Below are 16,006 nucleotides of genomic sequence, written 5' to 3' on the forward strand. Positions count from 1 at the left end.
TTTGTATACAAAAATGGGGAAGGCTATGCGCATGCGGGCGCTGTTGAGTGGGCTGGGTCTGGTGCTGGCGACCTTCACGGTCGACGTGCTGGCCGCCTCGGAAATCCGCAGCGTGCGTCTGTGGCGGGCGCCGGATAACACACGTCTGGTGTTCGACTTGTCCGGGCCGGTGCAGCACAGCGTGTTCACCCTGGCGGCCCCCAATCGCATCGTTATCGACGTCACCGGCGCGCAGCTTTCGACCAAGCTGGATCAGCTGTCGCTGAGCAATACCCCGATTACCGGCATTCGTTCGGCCCAGCGTTCGGCCAACGACCTGCGCCTGGTGCTGGACCTGTCCGCCGTGGTCACCCCGAAGAGCTTCACTCTGGCGCCCAACCAGCAGTATGGTCATCGTCTGGTGGTCGATCTGTTCGATCAGGAGGCGGCCGCGAGCACGTCTCAGGTTGCGCAGAACAATCCCTCTCCGAGCAGCCCGGTGCAGGCAGCAGTGGCGCCTGGCGTGCCGGCCAAGCTGCCGCCCGTCGCCGGCGGGCAGCGCGATATCGTGGTGGCCATCGATGCCGGTCATGGTGGCGAGGACCCGGGTGCCCTCGGGCCAGGCCGCAAGATGTTCGAGAAGAACGTGACCCTGGCTATCGCCAAGGAGTTGCAGCGCCAGATCAATGCCGAGAAGGGCTTCCGTGGCGAGCTGGTGCGCACCGGTGACTACTTCATCCCGCTGCGCAAGCGTACCGAGATCGCGCGCAAGAAGGGCGCCGACCTGTTCGTTTCCATTCATGCCGATGCCGCGCCGCGCGCTGCCGCCTTTGGCGCCTCGGTATATGCCTTGTCCGAGCGTGGCGCGACTTCCGAGACGGCGCGCTGGCTGGCGGACGCGGAGAACCAGTCCGACCTGATCGGCGGTGCCGGCAACGTCAGCCTGGACGACAAGGACCGCATGCTGGCTGGCGTGCTGCTGGATCTGTCGATGACCGCGTCACTGTCGTCCAGCCTGAATGTCGGGCAGAAGGTACTGAGCAACATGGGTAGCATCACCCCGCTGCACAAGCGGCGGGTTGAACAGGCCGGATTCATGGTGCTGAAGTCGCCGGACATTCCCTCGATTCTGGTCGAGACCGGCTTCATCTCCAATCCCAACGAGGCCAAGAAGCTCTCCAGCCTCGGCCATCAGCAGGCATTGGCGCGCTCCATCACCAGTGGTGTGCGGCAGTTCTTCCAGCAGAACCCGCCGCCCGGCACCTACATCGCCATGTTGCGCGACCAGGGCAAGCTGCCCAGTGGCCCGCGCGAGCATGTGGTCAGCTCCGGCGAGAGCCTGGCGCTGATCGCCCAGCGTTACCAGATCAGTCTGGCCTCCCTGCGCAACGCCAACTCGCTGAAAGGTGACGTCATCAAGATCGGTCAGACCCTGCATATTCCGGCGACGGCCCTGGCAGGCCAGCCATGAGCGAGTTGCGCCGTATCCAGCTGCTCACTCCGCGGCTGGCCAACCAGATCGCCGCCGGTGAAGTGGTCGAGCGCCCTGCCTCGGTGATCAAGGAGTTGCTGGAAAACAGCCTGGACGCCGGCGCCAGACGCATCGACGTGGAAGTCGAGCAGGGCGGTATCAAGCTGTTGCGAGTGCGGGACGACGGCGGCGGTATTCCGGCCGATGACCTGCCGCTGGCGCTGGCCCGTCATGCCACTAGCAAGATTCGTGAGTTGGAAGACCTGGAGGCGGTGTCCAGTCTCGGCTTTCGTGGCGAGGCGCTGGCCTCCATCAGCTCGGTAGCTCGTCTGACCATGACCTCGCGCACGGCCGACGCCGAGCAGGCCTGGCAGGTGGAGACCGAGGGGCGCGACATGCAGGCGCGGGTGCAGCCCGCGGCTCATCCGGTCGGTACTTCGGTGGAAGTGCGTGACCTGTTCTTCAATACTCCGGCGCGGCGCAAGTTCCTGCGTGCCGAGAAGACCGAGTTCGACCATCTGCAGGATGTGATCAAGAAGCTGGCCTTGGCTCGCTTCGATGTGGCCTTCCACCTGCGGCACAACGGCAAAACGGTATTCGCCCTGCACGAGGCGCATGACGACATCGGCCGTGCCCGGCGGGTGGCCAGCGTCTGCGGTTCGGCTTTCCTCGAGCAGGCTTTACCCATCGAGGTGGAGCGCAACGGTCTGCACCTGTGGGGCTGGGTCGGTTTACCGACGTTCTCGCGTAGCCAGGCCGACCTGCAGTACTTCTACGTCAACGGCCGCATGGTGCGTGACAAGCTGGTCGCACACGCGGTGCGCCAGGCCTATCGCGACGTGCTGTTCAACGGTCGTCACCCGACTTTCGTGCTGTTCCTCGAGATCGATCCGGCGGTGGTGGATGTCAATGTGCATCCGACCAAGCATGAGGTGCGTTTTCGCGAGAGCCGCATGGTTCACGATTTCCTCTACGGCACTCTGCACCGTGCGCTGGGCGAGGTGCGTCCCGAGGATCAGTTGGCGGTGCCGGCTGCTGTCGGGCAGATCGTCCGTCCCACTGGTCAGGCCGCCGGCGAGTTCGGGCCGCAAGGCGAGATGGGCCTGGCTGCGGCTCATGTGCTGGAGCAGCAGCCGCAGGTGCAGCAGTCGTCGGTCTGGCGCTCGGCCGGGGCAGGCTACCAGGCGCCACGCCCGCAGGGCGGCATGCCTCAGGCGGAGAACCAGGGGGCCTATCGCGAGTATTTCGCGCCGTTGCCCGATGCAGCGCCAGCCGGTCTGCCGCAATCTCAGGGCGATATTCCGCCGCTGGGCTATGCCCTGGCTCAGCTCAAGGGCGTGTACATCCTCGCCGAGAATGCTCAGGGCATGGTGCTGGTGGACATGCACGCGGCCCACGAGCGCATTACCTATGAGCGCCTTAAAACCGCCATGGCCAGCGAGGGGCTGCGTGGTCAGCCACTGCTGGTGCCGGAGTCCATCGCCCTGAGCCAGCGCGAGGCGGATTGTGCCGAGGAGCATGCTGAGTGGTTCCAGCGCCTGGGCTTCGAGCTGCAGCGCCTGGGCGAGGAAAGCCTGGCGATTCGCCAGATCCCGGCCCTGCTCAAGCAGGCAGAGGCGACCCAGTTGGTGCGCGACGTTCTCGCCGACCTGCTGGAGTACGGCACCAGTGATCGTATTCAGGCTCATCTCAATGAGCTTCTGGCGACCATGGCCTGTCATGGTGCCGTGCGCGCCAACCGGCGTCTGACTCTGCCCGAGATGAATGGCCTGCTGCGCGATATGGAGCATACCGAGCGCAGTGGTCAATGCAATCACGGGCGTCCGACCTGGACCCAGTTGGGCATGGACGACCTGGACAAGCTGTTCCTGCGCGGCCGCTGAGCCGGAGCCTATTGCGCCTGGAGCGCTGTTTCGATGTCGACACCTTTGCCTCCCGCCATCTTCCTGATGGGCCCGACCGCTGCCGGCAAGACCGATCTGGCGCTGGCTCTGGCCGACGCTCTGCCGTGCGAACTGGTCAGTGTCGACTCGGCGCTGATTTATCGCGGCATGGATATCGGCACGGCCAAGCCGGACAGGGACACGCTGGCGCGTTACCCGCATCGTCTGGTGGATATCCGTGATCCGTCCGAGAGCTACTCGGCGGCCGAGTTTCGCGCTGACGCGCTGGAGGCCATGGCCGATATCACCGCACGTGGCCGGATCCCGCTGCTGGTCGGCGGTACCATGCTTTATTACAAGGCATTGCTGGATGGGCTGGCCGATATGCCCAGCGCCGATCCAGCGGTGCGTACCGAGCTGGAAGCCTGGGCGCTCGCCGAGGGCTGGCAGGTGCTGCATCGGGAGTTGGCGCGGGTCGATCCAGAGTCGGCGGCGCGTATCCATCCGAATGACCCGCAGCGACTGATTCGCGCGCTGGAGGTCTACCGGGTCAGCGGCCTCAGCATGAGCGAGCATCGGCACCGTCAGGCCGCGCAAAATCCCGGCGCAGAGACGCCCGGAATGGCGCATTTGCCTTATACTGTGGCGCAATTCGCCATAGCTCCGGTCGAGCGCAAGGTGTTGCATGAGCGCATTGCTCTGCGTTTTCGCCTGATGCTGGAACAGGGCTTCGTCGAAGAGGTCGAAGCGTTGCGGGCGCGGGGGGACTTGCACGCAGGGTTGCCATCGATTCGTGCGGTGGGCTACCGCCAGGTGTGGGATTACCTGGAGGGAGACCTGAGCCACGAGGACATGGTGGAGCGGGGCGTTATCGCCACGCGCCAACTGGCCAAGCGCCAGTTCACCTGGCTGCGCGGCTGGCAAAACCTGCATTGGCTGGACAGCCTGGCTGACGACAATCTGACTCGCGCCTTGAAATACCTACAGACGGTCACCATATTGTGATGGGACTCGTCTATTCGCCGTCTATCCTTGGTTTTTGAGGCTTATACGGCATAAGCCATCTTTGCGTTACTACATTTGACCCTTAAGGAGTGCGGCACATGTCAAAAGGGCATTCGCTACAAGACCCTTACCTGAATACCCTGCGTAAGGAACGCGTACCGGTTTCCATCTATCTGGTGAACGGCATCAAGCTGCAGGGCCAGATCGAATCTTTCGACCAGTTCGTGATTTTGCTGAAGAACACTGTCAGCCAGATGGTCTACAAGCACGCTATTTCCACCGTGGTGCCGAGTCGTCCGGTGCGCCTGCCTAGTGCTACCGAAGGCGAGCAGGTCGAGCCGGGCAACGCTTGATAGGGGCCTGCTTTGTTCTTTGAACGCCACGGCGGCGGTGAGCGAGCCATTCTCGTTCACCTGGAAGGCAGTAATCCCGAGGCGGCCGAAGATCCGCAGGAGTTCCAGGACCTGGCGCTCTCCGCGGGCGCGGACATGGTGGCTCTGGTCACCGTGTCGCGCCACATGCCGAGCGCCAAGTTCCTGATCGGCAGTGGCAAGGTCGAGGAGCTCCGCGACCTGGTCAAAGTCGAAGAGGCCGATCTGGTCATCTTCAATCACACCCTCACACCCAGTCAGGAACGTAACCTCGAGCGCGTCTTCGAGTGTCGCGTGCTTGATCGTACCGGTCTGATTCTCGATATTTTCGCCCAGCGCGCCCGAACTCATGAGGGCAAGCTGCAGGTCGAACTGGCCCAGTTGGACCACATGAGCACGCGCCTGGTGCGTGGCTGGACCCACCTCGAGCGCCAGAAGGGCGGTATCGGTCTGCGCGGTCCGGGTGAAACCCAGCTGGAAACCGACCGCCGCCTGTTGCGCGTGCGCATCCGCCAGATCAAGCAGAAACTCGAGAAGGTGCGCAGCCAGCGTGAGCAGGCCCGGCGTGGGCGGCGGCGTGCTGACATCCCGTCGGTGTCTTTGGTGGGTTACACCAACGCCGGCAAGTCGACGCTATTCAATACCCTGACGACTTCCGAGGTGTACGCGGCCGATCAGCTGTTCGCCACACTCGATCCGACACTGCGCCGCCTTGAACTGGATGATCTGGGGCCGGTCGTGCTGGCCGATACCGTCGGCTTTATCCGTCATCTGCCGCACAAGCTGGTCGAAGCCTTCCGCGCCACGCTGGAGGAATCGAGCAATTCCGACTTGCTGCTGCATGTGATCGACTCCCATGAGCCGGAGCGTGATCAGCAGATTGAGCAGGTCATGGCGGTGCTTGGTGAGATTGGTGCCAATGAGCTGCCAATGCTCGAGGTGTACAACAAGATCGATCTGCTGGAAGGTGTCGAACCGCAGATTCAGCGTAATGGCGACGGTAAGCCCGAGCGGGTATGGCTGTCGGCACGCGATGGCAAGGGTCTGGAGTTGCTGCGCCAGGCAATTGCCGAGCTGCTCGGCGAAGACCTGTTTGTCGGCACCCTGTGCCTGCCGCAACGCCTGGGGCGTTTGCGGGCGCAGTTCTTCGAGCTGAATGCGGTACAAAACGAGGAGCACAACGAAGAGGGTGATACCTTGTTGGCCATACGCCTGCCGCGGGCTGAGCTCAATCGTGTGGTCAGCCGAGCAGGGTTGGTGCCGCAGGAGTTTCTCGCGCAACATACTTTGCAATAAAGCCTGTGCCGTCGTTTTTGCGGCGGGTAACGGGCTTTCTGTAGCATGGGCCGGCGCGCCGTGGGCGCGCCTTTGCTTTATCAGATGGAGAGCGCTATGGCTTGGAATGAGCCGGGTGGCAACTCGAACAACCAGGATCCCTGGGGCGGCCGCAAAGGCGGTGGACGCCAGGGGCCACCGGACCTCGACGAAGCCTTCCGCAAACTGCAGGAGAGCCTCAACGGTATCTTCGGTGGTGGCAAGAAACGTAATGGCGACAGTCAGGGTGGCGGTTTTGGCCTGCTCTGGATCGGCCTCGCACTGCTGGGTGCGGTGTGGCTGTGGAACGCCGTGTACATCGTCGATGCCCAGGAGCAGGCAGTGATCCTGCGTTTGGGCAAATACCACGACACGGTCGGCCAGGGCCTCAATATCTATTTCCCGCCCATCGACAAGAAGTTCCAGGAGAACGTCACTCGCGAACGTTCGTTCTCCAAGCAAGGGCAGATGCTCACCGAGGACGAGAATATCGTCGAGGTGCCGCTGACCGTGCAGTACAAGATCAGCAACCTCAAGGACTTCGTGCTTAATGTCGATGCGCCAGAGGTGAGCCTGCAGCACGCCACCGAAAGTGCCCTGCGCCACGTCGCCGGCTCCACTTCGATGGATGAGGTGATTACCCTTGGTCGTGAGCAGATGGGCCTGGAGGTCAGCAAGCGCCTGCAGGACTTCCTCAATGACTACGGCACCGGTATCACCATCACCCAGGTCAACATCCAGCGCGCTACGGCTCCGGCCGAGGTGAAGGATGCCTTCGACGACGTGATTCGTGCCCGTGAGGACGAGCAGCGTGAGAAGAACCAGGCCGAAACCTACGCCAACGGCGTGGTGCCCGAGGCTCGCGGTCAGGCTCAGCGCATCATCGAGGACGCCAATGGCTACCGCGATGAAGTCGTGTCGCGCGCCGAGGGTGAAGCGGATCGCTTCAGCAAGCTGCTGACCGAGTACCGCAAGGCTCCGGAAGTCACTCGCCAGCGTCTGTACCTGGACACCATGCAGGAAGTTTTCGGCAATACCAGCAAGGTGCTGGTGACCGGCAAGGCCGGGCAGAACAATCTGCTCTACCTGCCGCTGGACAAGATGATCGAGTCGCGCCCGGGCGCCTCTGCGCCGGCTGCCTCGAGCAGTGGCAACGATGCCAGTTCGCGCATCATCAAGGACATGCAGCAGCGTGACCTGCGTTCGAGGGAGAGCCGCTGATGGGCAACAAGTCTCTGTTTACCCTCATTGTCGGGGTGATTCTGGCCGTAGCGGCCTGGAACAGCCTGTATATCGTCACTCAGACGGAAAAGGCCGTGCTCCTGCAGTTCGGTAAGATTGCCGAAGCCGATGTGCAGCCTGGTCTGCACGTGAAGGTGCCGGTGATGAACCAGGTGCGTAAGTTCGACGCTCGTCTGCTGACCCTGGAATCGCCGATTCAGCGCGTGCTGACGTTGGAGAAGAAGGCGGTGATGGTCGATGCCTATGCCAAATGGCGTGTGGCCGACGCGCAGCGCTACTACACGGCGACTTCGGGCATTCGGCAGATCGCCGATGACCGTCTGTCCCAGCGCCTGATCACTGCACTGGCCAACCAGTTCGGTACCCGCACCCTGCATGAGGTGGTCTCCGGTGAGCGCGATGCGCTGATGGCGGCCATCACCAAGTCGCTCAACGGCATGGCGCAGAAAGAGCTGGGGATCGAGGTGGTTGATGTGCGGGTCAAGGCCATCGACCTGCCCAAGGAAGTCTACCGCAGCGTGTTCGACCGCATGAGTTCGGAGCGTGAGCGAGAGGCCCGCGAGCACCGTGCCAAGGGTCGCGAGCTGGCCGAAGGCATTCGTGCCGATGCCGACCGGCAGAAGCGTGTGATCGTGGCCGAGGCCTACCGTGAATCCGAAGAAATTCGCGGTGATGGTGATGCCAAGGCAGCAGCCATCTATGCCAAGGCCTATGGCCAGGATCCCGAGTTCTACGCCTTTTACCGTAGTCTGGGCGCCTATCGCGACAGCTTTGCCAACAAAAGCGATGTGTTGGTTCTGGACCCGGACAGCGAATTTTTCCGCTATCTGCAGCAGTCCAAGCCCTGATGCGAGCACTCCGGCGCGGCCGTTCGGCCGTGTCGGGGTTCCCGTTGGGGAAAACGTGTTATCATGAGTCAGCCGGGAAAAAAGCCCGGCTTTTTTGCGTCTGTGGGAACCATGTGGCAGGAACTAGGCATCGCAATTTGTCTGATGTTGGTGCTGGAAGGCGTCCTGCCCTTCCTCTATCCACGACGTTGGCGTGGTGCAATCACGCAACTGGCACAGCTGCCCGATCGTCAGCTGCGCCTCATGGGGTTGACCAGCATGCTGCTGGGGACTGCCCTCCTTTATCTGCTTCACTGAAGGCTGCCGCCCGTACCGAGAGGGGAATGGCGAAATGGCAACGGTAGACCGCTGGCTGCTGCCAGATGGCATCGAAGAAGTACTGCCGCCGGAAGCGGCGCTGATCGAGATGGCGCGCCGCCAGGTGCTGGACCTGTTCCAGCGCTGGGGCTACGAGTTCGTCGTCACTCCACATATCGAATATCTTGAGTCCCTGCTGACCGGTGCCGGTCAGGACCTGGATCTGCGCACCTTCAAGGTGACCGATCCGCTGTCTGGCCGGCAGATGGGCTTCCGTGCCGATATCACTCCGCAGGTGGCGCGCATCGACGCTCACACCCTGCGCCGCGAAGGGCCGAGCCGCCTGTGCTACGCGGGCAGCGTGCTGCACGCCAAGCCGCGCGCGCTGTCCACTTCGCGCAGCCCGATCCAGCTGGGTGCAGAACTGTATGGTGATGCCAGCCCGGCCAGCGATGTGGAAGTCATCAGCCTGATGCTCGACATGCTCGAACTGGCTCGTGTGCCGGATGTGCACATGGACCTCGGGCATGTTGGTATCTACCGTGGCCTGGCGCGCGCCGCCGGCCTTTCCGGGGATGCCGAGCAGCAGTTGTTCGATGCTCTGCAACGCAAGGCAGTCGATGAGGTGGCTGCGCTGACCGAGAATCTGCAGCCGCACCTGGCCAGCATGTTGCGGGCGCTGGTCGAACTGTGTGGCGGTCGCGAGGTGCTGGACCTGGCCCAGGCCTGCCTGGTCGAGGCGCCGGCAGAGGTGCATGCCGCGCTGGATCAGCTGGTAGCCATCGCCGATCAGCTCGAATTGCGCTATCCCGAACTGCCTCTGTATTTCGACCTTGGCGAGTTGCGTGGCTACCACTACCACACGGGCGTGGTGTTCGCCGCCTTCGTGCCGGGCGTGGGCCAGTCCATCGCCCAGGGTGGCCGCTATGACGACGTCGGCGGCAACTTCGGTCGAGCCCGCCCTGCAACCGGTTTCTCCACCGACCTGAAAACCCTGGTCACCCTGGGTTCCATGCAGGTTGCAGAGGCAGCTGCCGGTGTCTGGGCACCGGACCATCATGATTTGTACCTGTGGCAGGCCGTACAGCGCCTGCGCCGCGAGGGTGTGCGCGTGGTTCAGGCACTGCCTGGACAGGATGCCAGTGCGGCGGCAGAGGCCGGTTGCGACCGCCAGCTGCAGCTGCACGAAGGACGTTGGCAAGTGGCGCCGCTGGCGTCCTGACGAGTATTCCGCCGGCTAGCGCCGGCATCGAGCTTTCCTAGAGAGGACAAGTGTTATGGGTAAGAATGTCGTGGTCCTGGGCACCCAGTGGGGTGATGAGGGCAAGGGCAAGATCGTCGACCTGCTGACCGAGCAGGCCGCCGCCGTGGTGCGCTACCAGGGTGGTCACAACGCCGGTCACACGCTGGTTATCGACGGTGAGAAGACCGTGCTGCACCTGATTCCATCCGGCATTCTGCGCGAGAACGTGCAGTGCCTGATCGGCAATGGTGTGGTGGTTGCCCCCGACGCCCTGATGCGCGAGATCACCAAGCTGGAAGAGAAGGGTGTACCGGTGCGCGAGCGCCTGCGTATCAGTCCGTCCTGCCCGCTGATCCTGTCTTATCACGTGGCACTGGACCAGGCGCGCGAGAAGGCCCGTGGCGATGCCAAGATCGGCACCACCGGTCGCGGCATCGGCCCGGCCTATGAGGACAAGGTTGCTCGTCGCGGTCTGCGCATCGGCGATCTGTTCCACCGTGAGCGCTTCGCTTCCAAGCTGGGCGAGTTGCTGGACTATCACAACTTCGTTCTGACCAATTACTACAAAGAGCCGGCGGTCGACTTCCAGACCACTCTGGACGAGTGCATGGCCTTCGCCGCGCTGCTGCGCCCGATGATGACCGACGTGACTGCCGACCTGCACGAGCTGCGTCGCGCCGGCAAGGACATCATGTTCGAAGGTGCCCAGGGCTCGCTGCTGGACATCGACCACGGTACCTACCCCTACGTCACCAGCTCCAACACCACCGCTGGTGGTACCGCCACGGGCTCCGGCTTCGGCCCGCTGTACCTGGATTACATCCTCGGTATCACCAAGGCCTACACCACGCGCGTCGGTTCCGGTCCGTTCCCGACCGAGCTGTTCGATGAAACCGGTGCCTTCCTGGCCAAGCGTGGGCATGAGTTCGGTTCCACCACCGGTCGCGCCCGCCGTTGCGGCTGGTTCGATGCCGTGATCCTGCGTCGTGCCATCGAGATCAACAGTATTTCCGGTCTGTGCCTGACCAAGCTGGACGTGCTGGATGGCCTGGAAACCATCAATATCTGCACGGGCTACAAGGATGCCGCCGGCAACCTGCTGGTCGATGCGCCGACCGATGCCGACAGCTATATCGGCCTGCAGCCGGTATACGAGGAGATGCCTGGCTGGAGTGAGTCCACGCTCGGTGCCAAGAGCCTGGAAGAGCTGCCGGTCAACGCCCGCAACTACATCAAACGTGTGGAAGAACTGGTCGGCGCGCCGATCGACATCATCTCCACCGGCCCGGATCGCAACGAAACCATCGTGCTGCGTCACCCGTTCGGCTGATGCTGTAGTAATGAAAAAGGCCGCTGATGCGGCCTTTTTTGTGCCTGGCGTCTGCGTTCAGAAGCGCCAGACAGCGCCCCCGCCGAGGATATGCAGGGCGCTGTTGTCGTAGCTGCCGGACAGGCTGTCGCCGGAGCGTTTCTTGGTCTGGCTGATCTCCATATCGCCCAGCCAGACCAGGGTGTAGGCCAGGTGCAGATCGAAGCCTTCATCCACGGCGTAGTTGATGCCGGTGGCCAGCCGCCAGGTCTCGCTCATCGGGTTGTCCGCCGTGCGGTCATCGTCATCGACGGCCGAGCTGTCGTAACCCAGGCCCATGCTCCAACGCAGCTGGCGGGTGGCCTGATACTGGGTGCCGAGGGAGGCATGCCAGGTGTCCTTGTACTGGCGGTCGACACTGGTATCGGTGTTGGCCAGGTCCGCGTCCACTTCCACACCGAACTTGCCGAATTCGCTCCAGTCCTGCCAGCCGAGGCTACCCAGCAGCTTCCATTGTGGGTCTAGGTCATAGGCCAGGCTGAGTACGGCGGTCTGCGGCACCGTCACGTCGATCTCGAGGCCGTCGGGATTGGCACGGCGTAGCGCCAGGTTCAGCAGCGGGTTGTTGATGTTGTCGAGGCTGGCCTTGTCGTCGAACTCCAGGTCGACCTTGCTGGTGTAGGCGAGGCCGATACGGGTGCGCTCGTTGAGGCGGTAGAGCGCGCCGATATTGAAGCCGAGGCCGACATCGGTGTCCTTGTACTCCAGTTGGCCGTCCTCGCGGTCCGCCAGGCCCAGCAGGTTGTTGTTGATCGCCACCTCGGTGCGGAAGTAGCCGTACATCAGACGCGGGCCGAAGCCGATGGAGAGGTCGTCATTGACCTTGTAGGCATAGGTCGGCTGCAGCGACAGGCCGAGAATGGCCGACTCCTGGGTGAAGTAGCGGCCGGCCCAGTCGTCGTCGTAGTCCACGGCCAGGCCGAAATTGCCGTACATCCCGAAGCCGATGCTGGCTCGCTCGTTGAGTCGGTGGCTGATGAAGAAGCTGCTGCCGGGCAGGTATTTGAGGATGTTGCCACCTTCGTTGCCGGAGAAGTCATTGTTGCCATCGCGGGAGAAGCTGATGTCGCCAAGAATCACCTGGGCATTGAGCGCCACCTGGGTGCCGGGCAGTTCCATGATGCCCGCGGGGTTGTTCATCAGTACGCTGGGGTCGCTGGCCAGCGCGGCCGCCCCGGCATTGGCCAGGCCGGAGCCTTCGTTGCCGGCTTCGTAGATCATGATGCCGCCGGCCCAGAGCTGGCCGGATGCTATTAGCAGAGGTGCCGCGCAGAGAATGCGTCGGTTTGGGCGGTAGTGTCCCGGCATGTTGAGCACTCCTTGTGGTGCATGCGGTTGATACGGCTCAGCGAGGCATCAGTGCTTGGATGGGCCCCCCAAGAAAAGTAGCAGGCGTTCACCAGAAAGCCTTCTCATCCACACCGCAGGCCAGGGCCGTTCGACTCGGGCAGATCGCTAGCCAGGCCCGTCGCCATGCGTGTTGTCCGAGCTGCGCTACTCTTGAGATTCAGCTGTGCAATGGAGTGTCACAGGGCGCTAGCCCCTGTGCAGATAAGGCTCGCAAACCTCTGGGGTAAGTGTCATGGGGAGTCGGATGTGTACATGGGGTGCCCTGGCAATGGGCATATTCTGGTCGGCATTGACCTTGGCGGCAGACACGACTGAGACGGCAGAGCAGAAGGCCGCTGCAGCGCCACCGGCGGAGGCTGCGGAGCTGAAGATCGCCAACCGTAGCGTAATTGTTTTTCGCGGCACCTTGCTGGGCGAGACGCCGGAACTGCGGTCGCGGCGCGCGCGAGCTGTGATAGACGAGGCGCTGGCAGGGGATGAGGACCTGCAGGTCAGTATCGACCCGATCCAGAAGAGTTATCTGGTGCTGCTGGGCTACCGACGTGCCTTCATCGTCACGCCGCAGGACCTCGAGGCTGGCAAGAATTCGGTGCGCGAGGCGGCGGAAGCGGCCGCCGAGAACCTGCGCCTGGTCGTGATGGAAAACGGCGAGGCGCGCAATGTGCGCTTCCTGCTCAAGGCTGCCGGCTTCTCGGCAGTGGCTACCTTGCTCTTTATCGGTCTGTTGCGAGCAGTGCGCTTCGTCCGGCGCAAACTGCTCGATCTGATTCCCAAGGTGATGCAGCGTCACACCCACCTGCTTCAGGTGGGGCATACGCAGATCATCGACATGCAGAACCTCTACTACTTGGTCGATCGCCTGCTGTGGCTGTTGTACTGGGCGCTGGTGCTGCTGTTCAGCTACCAGTGGTTGAGCTTCGTGCTGTCGCAGTTCCCCTATACCCGACCCTGGGGCGAGAGCCTCAATATCCACCTGCTGCAGATGGCGCGCTATCTGCTTGATGGCATTCTCGGCGCCATGCCGGGTCTGGCCGTGGCCGTGGCGATCTTCTTCATCGCCCGTGGCATCAGCGACTTCATGCGCAGCCTGCTCAAGCGCATGGCGCGCCCGGGCACCATCAGCTGGCTGAGCCACGAAACGCTGCAGCCGACCACCCGTCTTACCTCGCTGGCCATCTGGCTGTTCGCCCTGGCCATGGCCTATCCCTATTTGCCGGGGGCCGGTACCGAGGCATTCAAGGGGCTCTCGGTGCTGATCGGCCTGATGATTTCGCTGGGTGCGTCCAGCGTGGTCGGCCAGGCCGCGGCGGGCTTGATCCTGACCTACTCGCGCACCCTGCGGCCCGGCGAGTTCGTCCAGGTGGGCGGCCATGAGGGGACGGTGACCGAGATGGGCATGTTCACCACCACCATCCGTACCGGGCTTGGCGAGATGCTGACCATTCCAAACTCGATGATCACCGGCTCGGTAACCAAGAACTACTCGCGTACCGTCAGCGGTGAGGGTTACGTGGTGGATACGGTGGTCACCATCGGCTACGACACGCCCTGGCGCCAGGTGGAGGCCATGCTGCTGGAAGCTGCACGCCGAACCGAAGGAATCCTGGCCAATCCGGCGCCGCAGGTGTTCCAGACCGCACTGTCGGACTTCTACCCGGAGTACCGTCTGGTCGCACAGGCCGTGCCCAGCATGCCGCGTCCGCGCGCCGAACTGCTAAGCGTGCTGCACGCCAACATTCAGGACGTGTTCAACGAATACGGCGTACAGATCATGTCGCCGCATTACCTGGGCGATCCGCAGAGCGACAAGCTGGTGCCGCGCGAGAAGTGGTACGCCGCCCCTGCCAAGGAGTCACCGGATAGCTAGAGCGGTGCAGGAAGGGTCGATCAGCGTCATTCAGGCACAAGGTGCCGACGATAGGGAGTAGTCAATGTTCGAGTTCATTTTCGACGTGCTGCGGGCAACCCCGGAAATTGCCGTATTCCTGGCCATTTCCCTGGGCGTACTGATCGGTCGCCTGCACCTGGGCAGCTTCCACCTGGGCTCGGTGGCGGGTGCGCTGCTGATGGGGCTGCTGATCGGCCAGATCGGTCTGGAGGTGCCGCATGTGCTCAAGTCGGTGTTCTTCGTGCTGTTCATCTACGCTATCGGCTTCAAGAGCGGGCCGGAGTTCTTCGGCAGCCTCAACCGCGGCACCCTGAAACTGGTCGTGTTGTCGGTGGTGCTCTGTGCCACGGCCCTGGGCAGCATCCTGTTGATGTTCTGGATATACCGCTTCGATGCCGGCTTTACCGCCGGGCTGGGGGCCGGGGCGTTGACCGACACGGCGATCATGGGCACCGCCAGCAGTGCCATCAGTCATCTGGACATCAGCAGCGCGGCCAAGGCCGAGCTCAACAGCCACATGGCCATTGCCTATGCCATCACCTACCTGTTCGGCACCATCGGGCTGATCGTCTTCGTCGGAAGCGTGGCACCCAAGTTGCTCGGTATCGATGTGCGCAGCTCGGCTCGCGAGCTGGAGCTGGAGCTGGGCATCGCCAAGGCCGAGGATGCCATCACCGTGCCCTACACCCGGATCGTGGTGCGAGCGCATAGGGTGCAGGACGGGCATTCGGCAGCAGGCCAGACCATTGCCGCGGTGGAGGCCCTGCATCCGGCCTTCAGCGTCGAGCGCGTGGTGCGCGATGGGCAGGTGCTGGAGCGCGATACGGCCCTGGTACTGCTCGATGGCGACATCCTGGGGGTCTATGCCCTGCGTGAGGCGGTCGGCGAGCTGGCTGGCTGGATCGGCGCGGAAGTCGATCATCCGGAGTCGATGTCATTCCCGACCCGAGAAGCCGAAATCGTGCTGACCAGCAAGGAGTTCGTCGGACACACCATTCACCAGATCAAGTCGCAGCTGGTCGGTGTCGAGCGCATGGGCTGCTTCGTGCGCAGCATCACCCGCCAGGGGCTGGATCTGCCGTTGCTGCCCGACACCGTGCTGCGTCGGGGTGACGTGATTTCGCTGGCAGGCCGTACCGTCAGCGTCGAGGGGCTGGCTGCGCGCCTGGGGCGGACTCGCAAGAAGAACTACCGAACCGATATCGCCGTGCATGCCATGGGCATGGCCCTGGGTTCGTTGCTGGGGCTGGTCTCGACCCATGTCGGCATGATTCCGGTGGAGCTGGGGATCGGTGGCGGCGTACTGGTGGTGGCGCTGGTGATCGGCTGGCTCAATTCGCGTCACCCCGAACTTGGCGCCATGCCGCCCGCCGCGCAATGGGCCTTCTCCGAGTTCGGTCTGACCGCCTTCGGTGCGGTGGTGGGTCTGCTGGCCGGCCCGGCGGCGATCACTGCCATGGCGGAGCACGGCGTGGCGATACTGGTTTCCGGCGTGGTGGTGACGCTCTTGCCGCCGCTGGTGACGCTGTACTTCGGGCGTTACATCCTGCGCCTGCATCCCATGATCCTGCTCGGCGCCCTGGCCGGGGCGCAGACCGAGGCGGCATCGATGAACAAGATCATCGACCAGTCCGGCAGCAACACCCCGGTGATCGGCTTCACCGTCTGCTACGCCATCTCCAATGTGCTATTGGCGGTCTGTGGGCCGGTGATCATCGCGCTCACGGCCTGAATCGCAGGCAATAA

13 protein-coding genes are annotated in these 16,006 nt (G+C 63.1%); 12 read left to right on the forward strand and 1 reads right to left on the reverse strand.

Translation table 11 applies throughout. The annotated features are described in order from the left end of the window. Nucleotides 1-13 precede the first annotated feature (13 nt). The 10 genes from AYB31_RS18130 (at nucleotide 14) to AYB31_RS18175 (ending at nucleotide 10,983) form a co-directional block, all read left to right on the forward strand. Nucleotides 14-1,450: an N-acetylmuramoyl-L-alanine amidase gene (locus AYB31_RS18130; protein ID WP_201787430.1), complete on the forward strand. Its 1,437-nt coding sequence runs from the start codon at nucleotides 14-16 to the stop codon at nucleotides 1,448-1,450. Then, nucleotides 1,447-3,333 carry a DNA mismatch repair endonuclease MutL gene (gene mutL, locus AYB31_RS18135; RefSeq protein WP_068830290.1) on the forward strand — a complete coding sequence of 629 codons (1,887 nt, stop codon included), beginning with the start codon at nucleotides 1,447-1,449 and terminating at the stop codon, nucleotides 3,331-3,333. Before AYB31_RS18130 ends, mutL begins: the two co-directional genes overlap by 4 nt. A gap of 33 nt (nucleotides 3,334-3,366) precedes the next feature. After that, nucleotides 3,367-4,338: a tRNA (adenosine(37)-N6)-dimethylallyltransferase MiaA gene (gene miaA / locus AYB31_RS18140; RefSeq protein WP_068830291.1), complete on the forward strand. Its 972-nt coding sequence runs from the start codon at nucleotides 3,367-3,369 to the stop codon at nucleotides 4,336-4,338. A gap of 98 nt (nucleotides 4,339-4,436) precedes the next feature. Then, entirely contained in the window at nucleotides 4,437-4,691 is a 255-nt protein-coding gene (hfq, locus tag AYB31_RS18145) for an RNA chaperone Hfq (RefSeq protein ID WP_021701802.1), read from the forward strand. 12 nt (nucleotides 4,692-4,703) lie between these two features. Next, nucleotides 4,704-6,005 (forward strand): ribosome rescue GTPase HflX, encoded by a 1,302-nt coding sequence (gene hflX, locus AYB31_RS18150; RefSeq protein ID WP_068830293.1) that lies wholly within the window; start codon nucleotides 4,704-4,706, stop codon nucleotides 6,003-6,005. 96 nt (nucleotides 6,006-6,101) lie between these two features. Next, nucleotides 6,102-7,244 carry an FtsH protease activity modulator HflK gene (gene hflK, locus AYB31_RS18155; protein WP_068830295.1) on the forward strand — a complete coding sequence of 381 codons (1,143 nt, stop codon included), beginning with the start codon at nucleotides 6,102-6,104 and terminating at the stop codon, nucleotides 7,242-7,244. Beyond that, the gene (gene hflC, locus AYB31_RS18160; RefSeq protein ID WP_068830296.1) at nucleotides 7,244-8,113 is read left to right on the forward strand and encodes a protease modulator HflC; all 870 of its coding nucleotides are present in this window, start codon (nucleotides 7,244-7,246) and stop codon (nucleotides 8,111-8,113) included. Before hflK ends, hflC begins: the two co-directional genes overlap by 1 nt. 111 nt (nucleotides 8,114-8,224) lie before the next feature. Then, nucleotides 8,225-8,410, forward strand: a complete 186-nt coding sequence (locus AYB31_RS18165) for a DUF2065 domain-containing protein (protein ID WP_068830298.1) — start codon at nucleotides 8,225-8,227, stop codon at nucleotides 8,408-8,410. Nucleotides 8,411-8,444: 34 nt separating this feature from the next. Then, nucleotides 8,445-9,632, forward strand: coding sequence for an ATP phosphoribosyltransferase regulatory subunit (locus tag AYB31_RS18170; RefSeq protein ID WP_068830300.1), 1,188 nt, complete (start codon nucleotides 8,445-8,447; stop codon nucleotides 9,630-9,632). A 55-nt stretch (nucleotides 9,633-9,687) separates the two neighbouring features. Beyond that, entirely contained in the window at nucleotides 9,688-10,983 is a 1,296-nt protein-coding gene (locus AYB31_RS18175; RefSeq protein WP_068830301.1) for an adenylosuccinate synthase, read from the forward strand. A 57-nt stretch (nucleotides 10,984-11,040) separates the two neighbouring features. Here AYB31_RS18175 and AYB31_RS18180 read toward each other — a convergent pair whose 3' ends face one another. Next, nucleotides 11,041-12,330 carry an OmpP1/FadL family transporter gene (locus AYB31_RS18180; protein WP_068830303.1) on the reverse strand — a complete coding sequence of 430 codons (1,290 nt, stop codon included), beginning with the start codon at nucleotides 12,328-12,330 and terminating at the stop codon, nucleotides 11,041-11,043. Nucleotides 12,331-12,604: 274 nt separating this feature from the next. Here AYB31_RS18180 and AYB31_RS18185 point away from each other — a divergent pair, with 274 nt between their 5' ends. Together AYB31_RS18185 and aspT are read left to right on the forward strand one after the other, a co-directional pair. Further along, nucleotides 12,605-14,239, forward strand: coding sequence for a mechanosensitive ion channel family protein (locus tag AYB31_RS18185; RefSeq protein WP_068830305.1), 1,635 nt, complete (start codon nucleotides 12,605-12,607; stop codon nucleotides 14,237-14,239). Between the two features lie 64 nt (nucleotides 14,240-14,303). Continuing rightward, nucleotides 14,304-15,992, forward strand: a complete 1,689-nt coding sequence (gene aspT / locus AYB31_RS18190) for an aspartate-alanine antiporter (RefSeq protein ID WP_068830307.1) — start codon at nucleotides 14,304-14,306, stop codon at nucleotides 15,990-15,992. Nucleotides 15,993-16,006: the final 14 nt, after the last annotated feature.

The organism is Pseudomonas sp. BMS12 (assembly GCF_001592875.1).
Taxonomy (GTDB): domain Bacteria; phylum Pseudomonadota; class Gammaproteobacteria; order Pseudomonadales; family Pseudomonadaceae; genus Aquipseudomonas.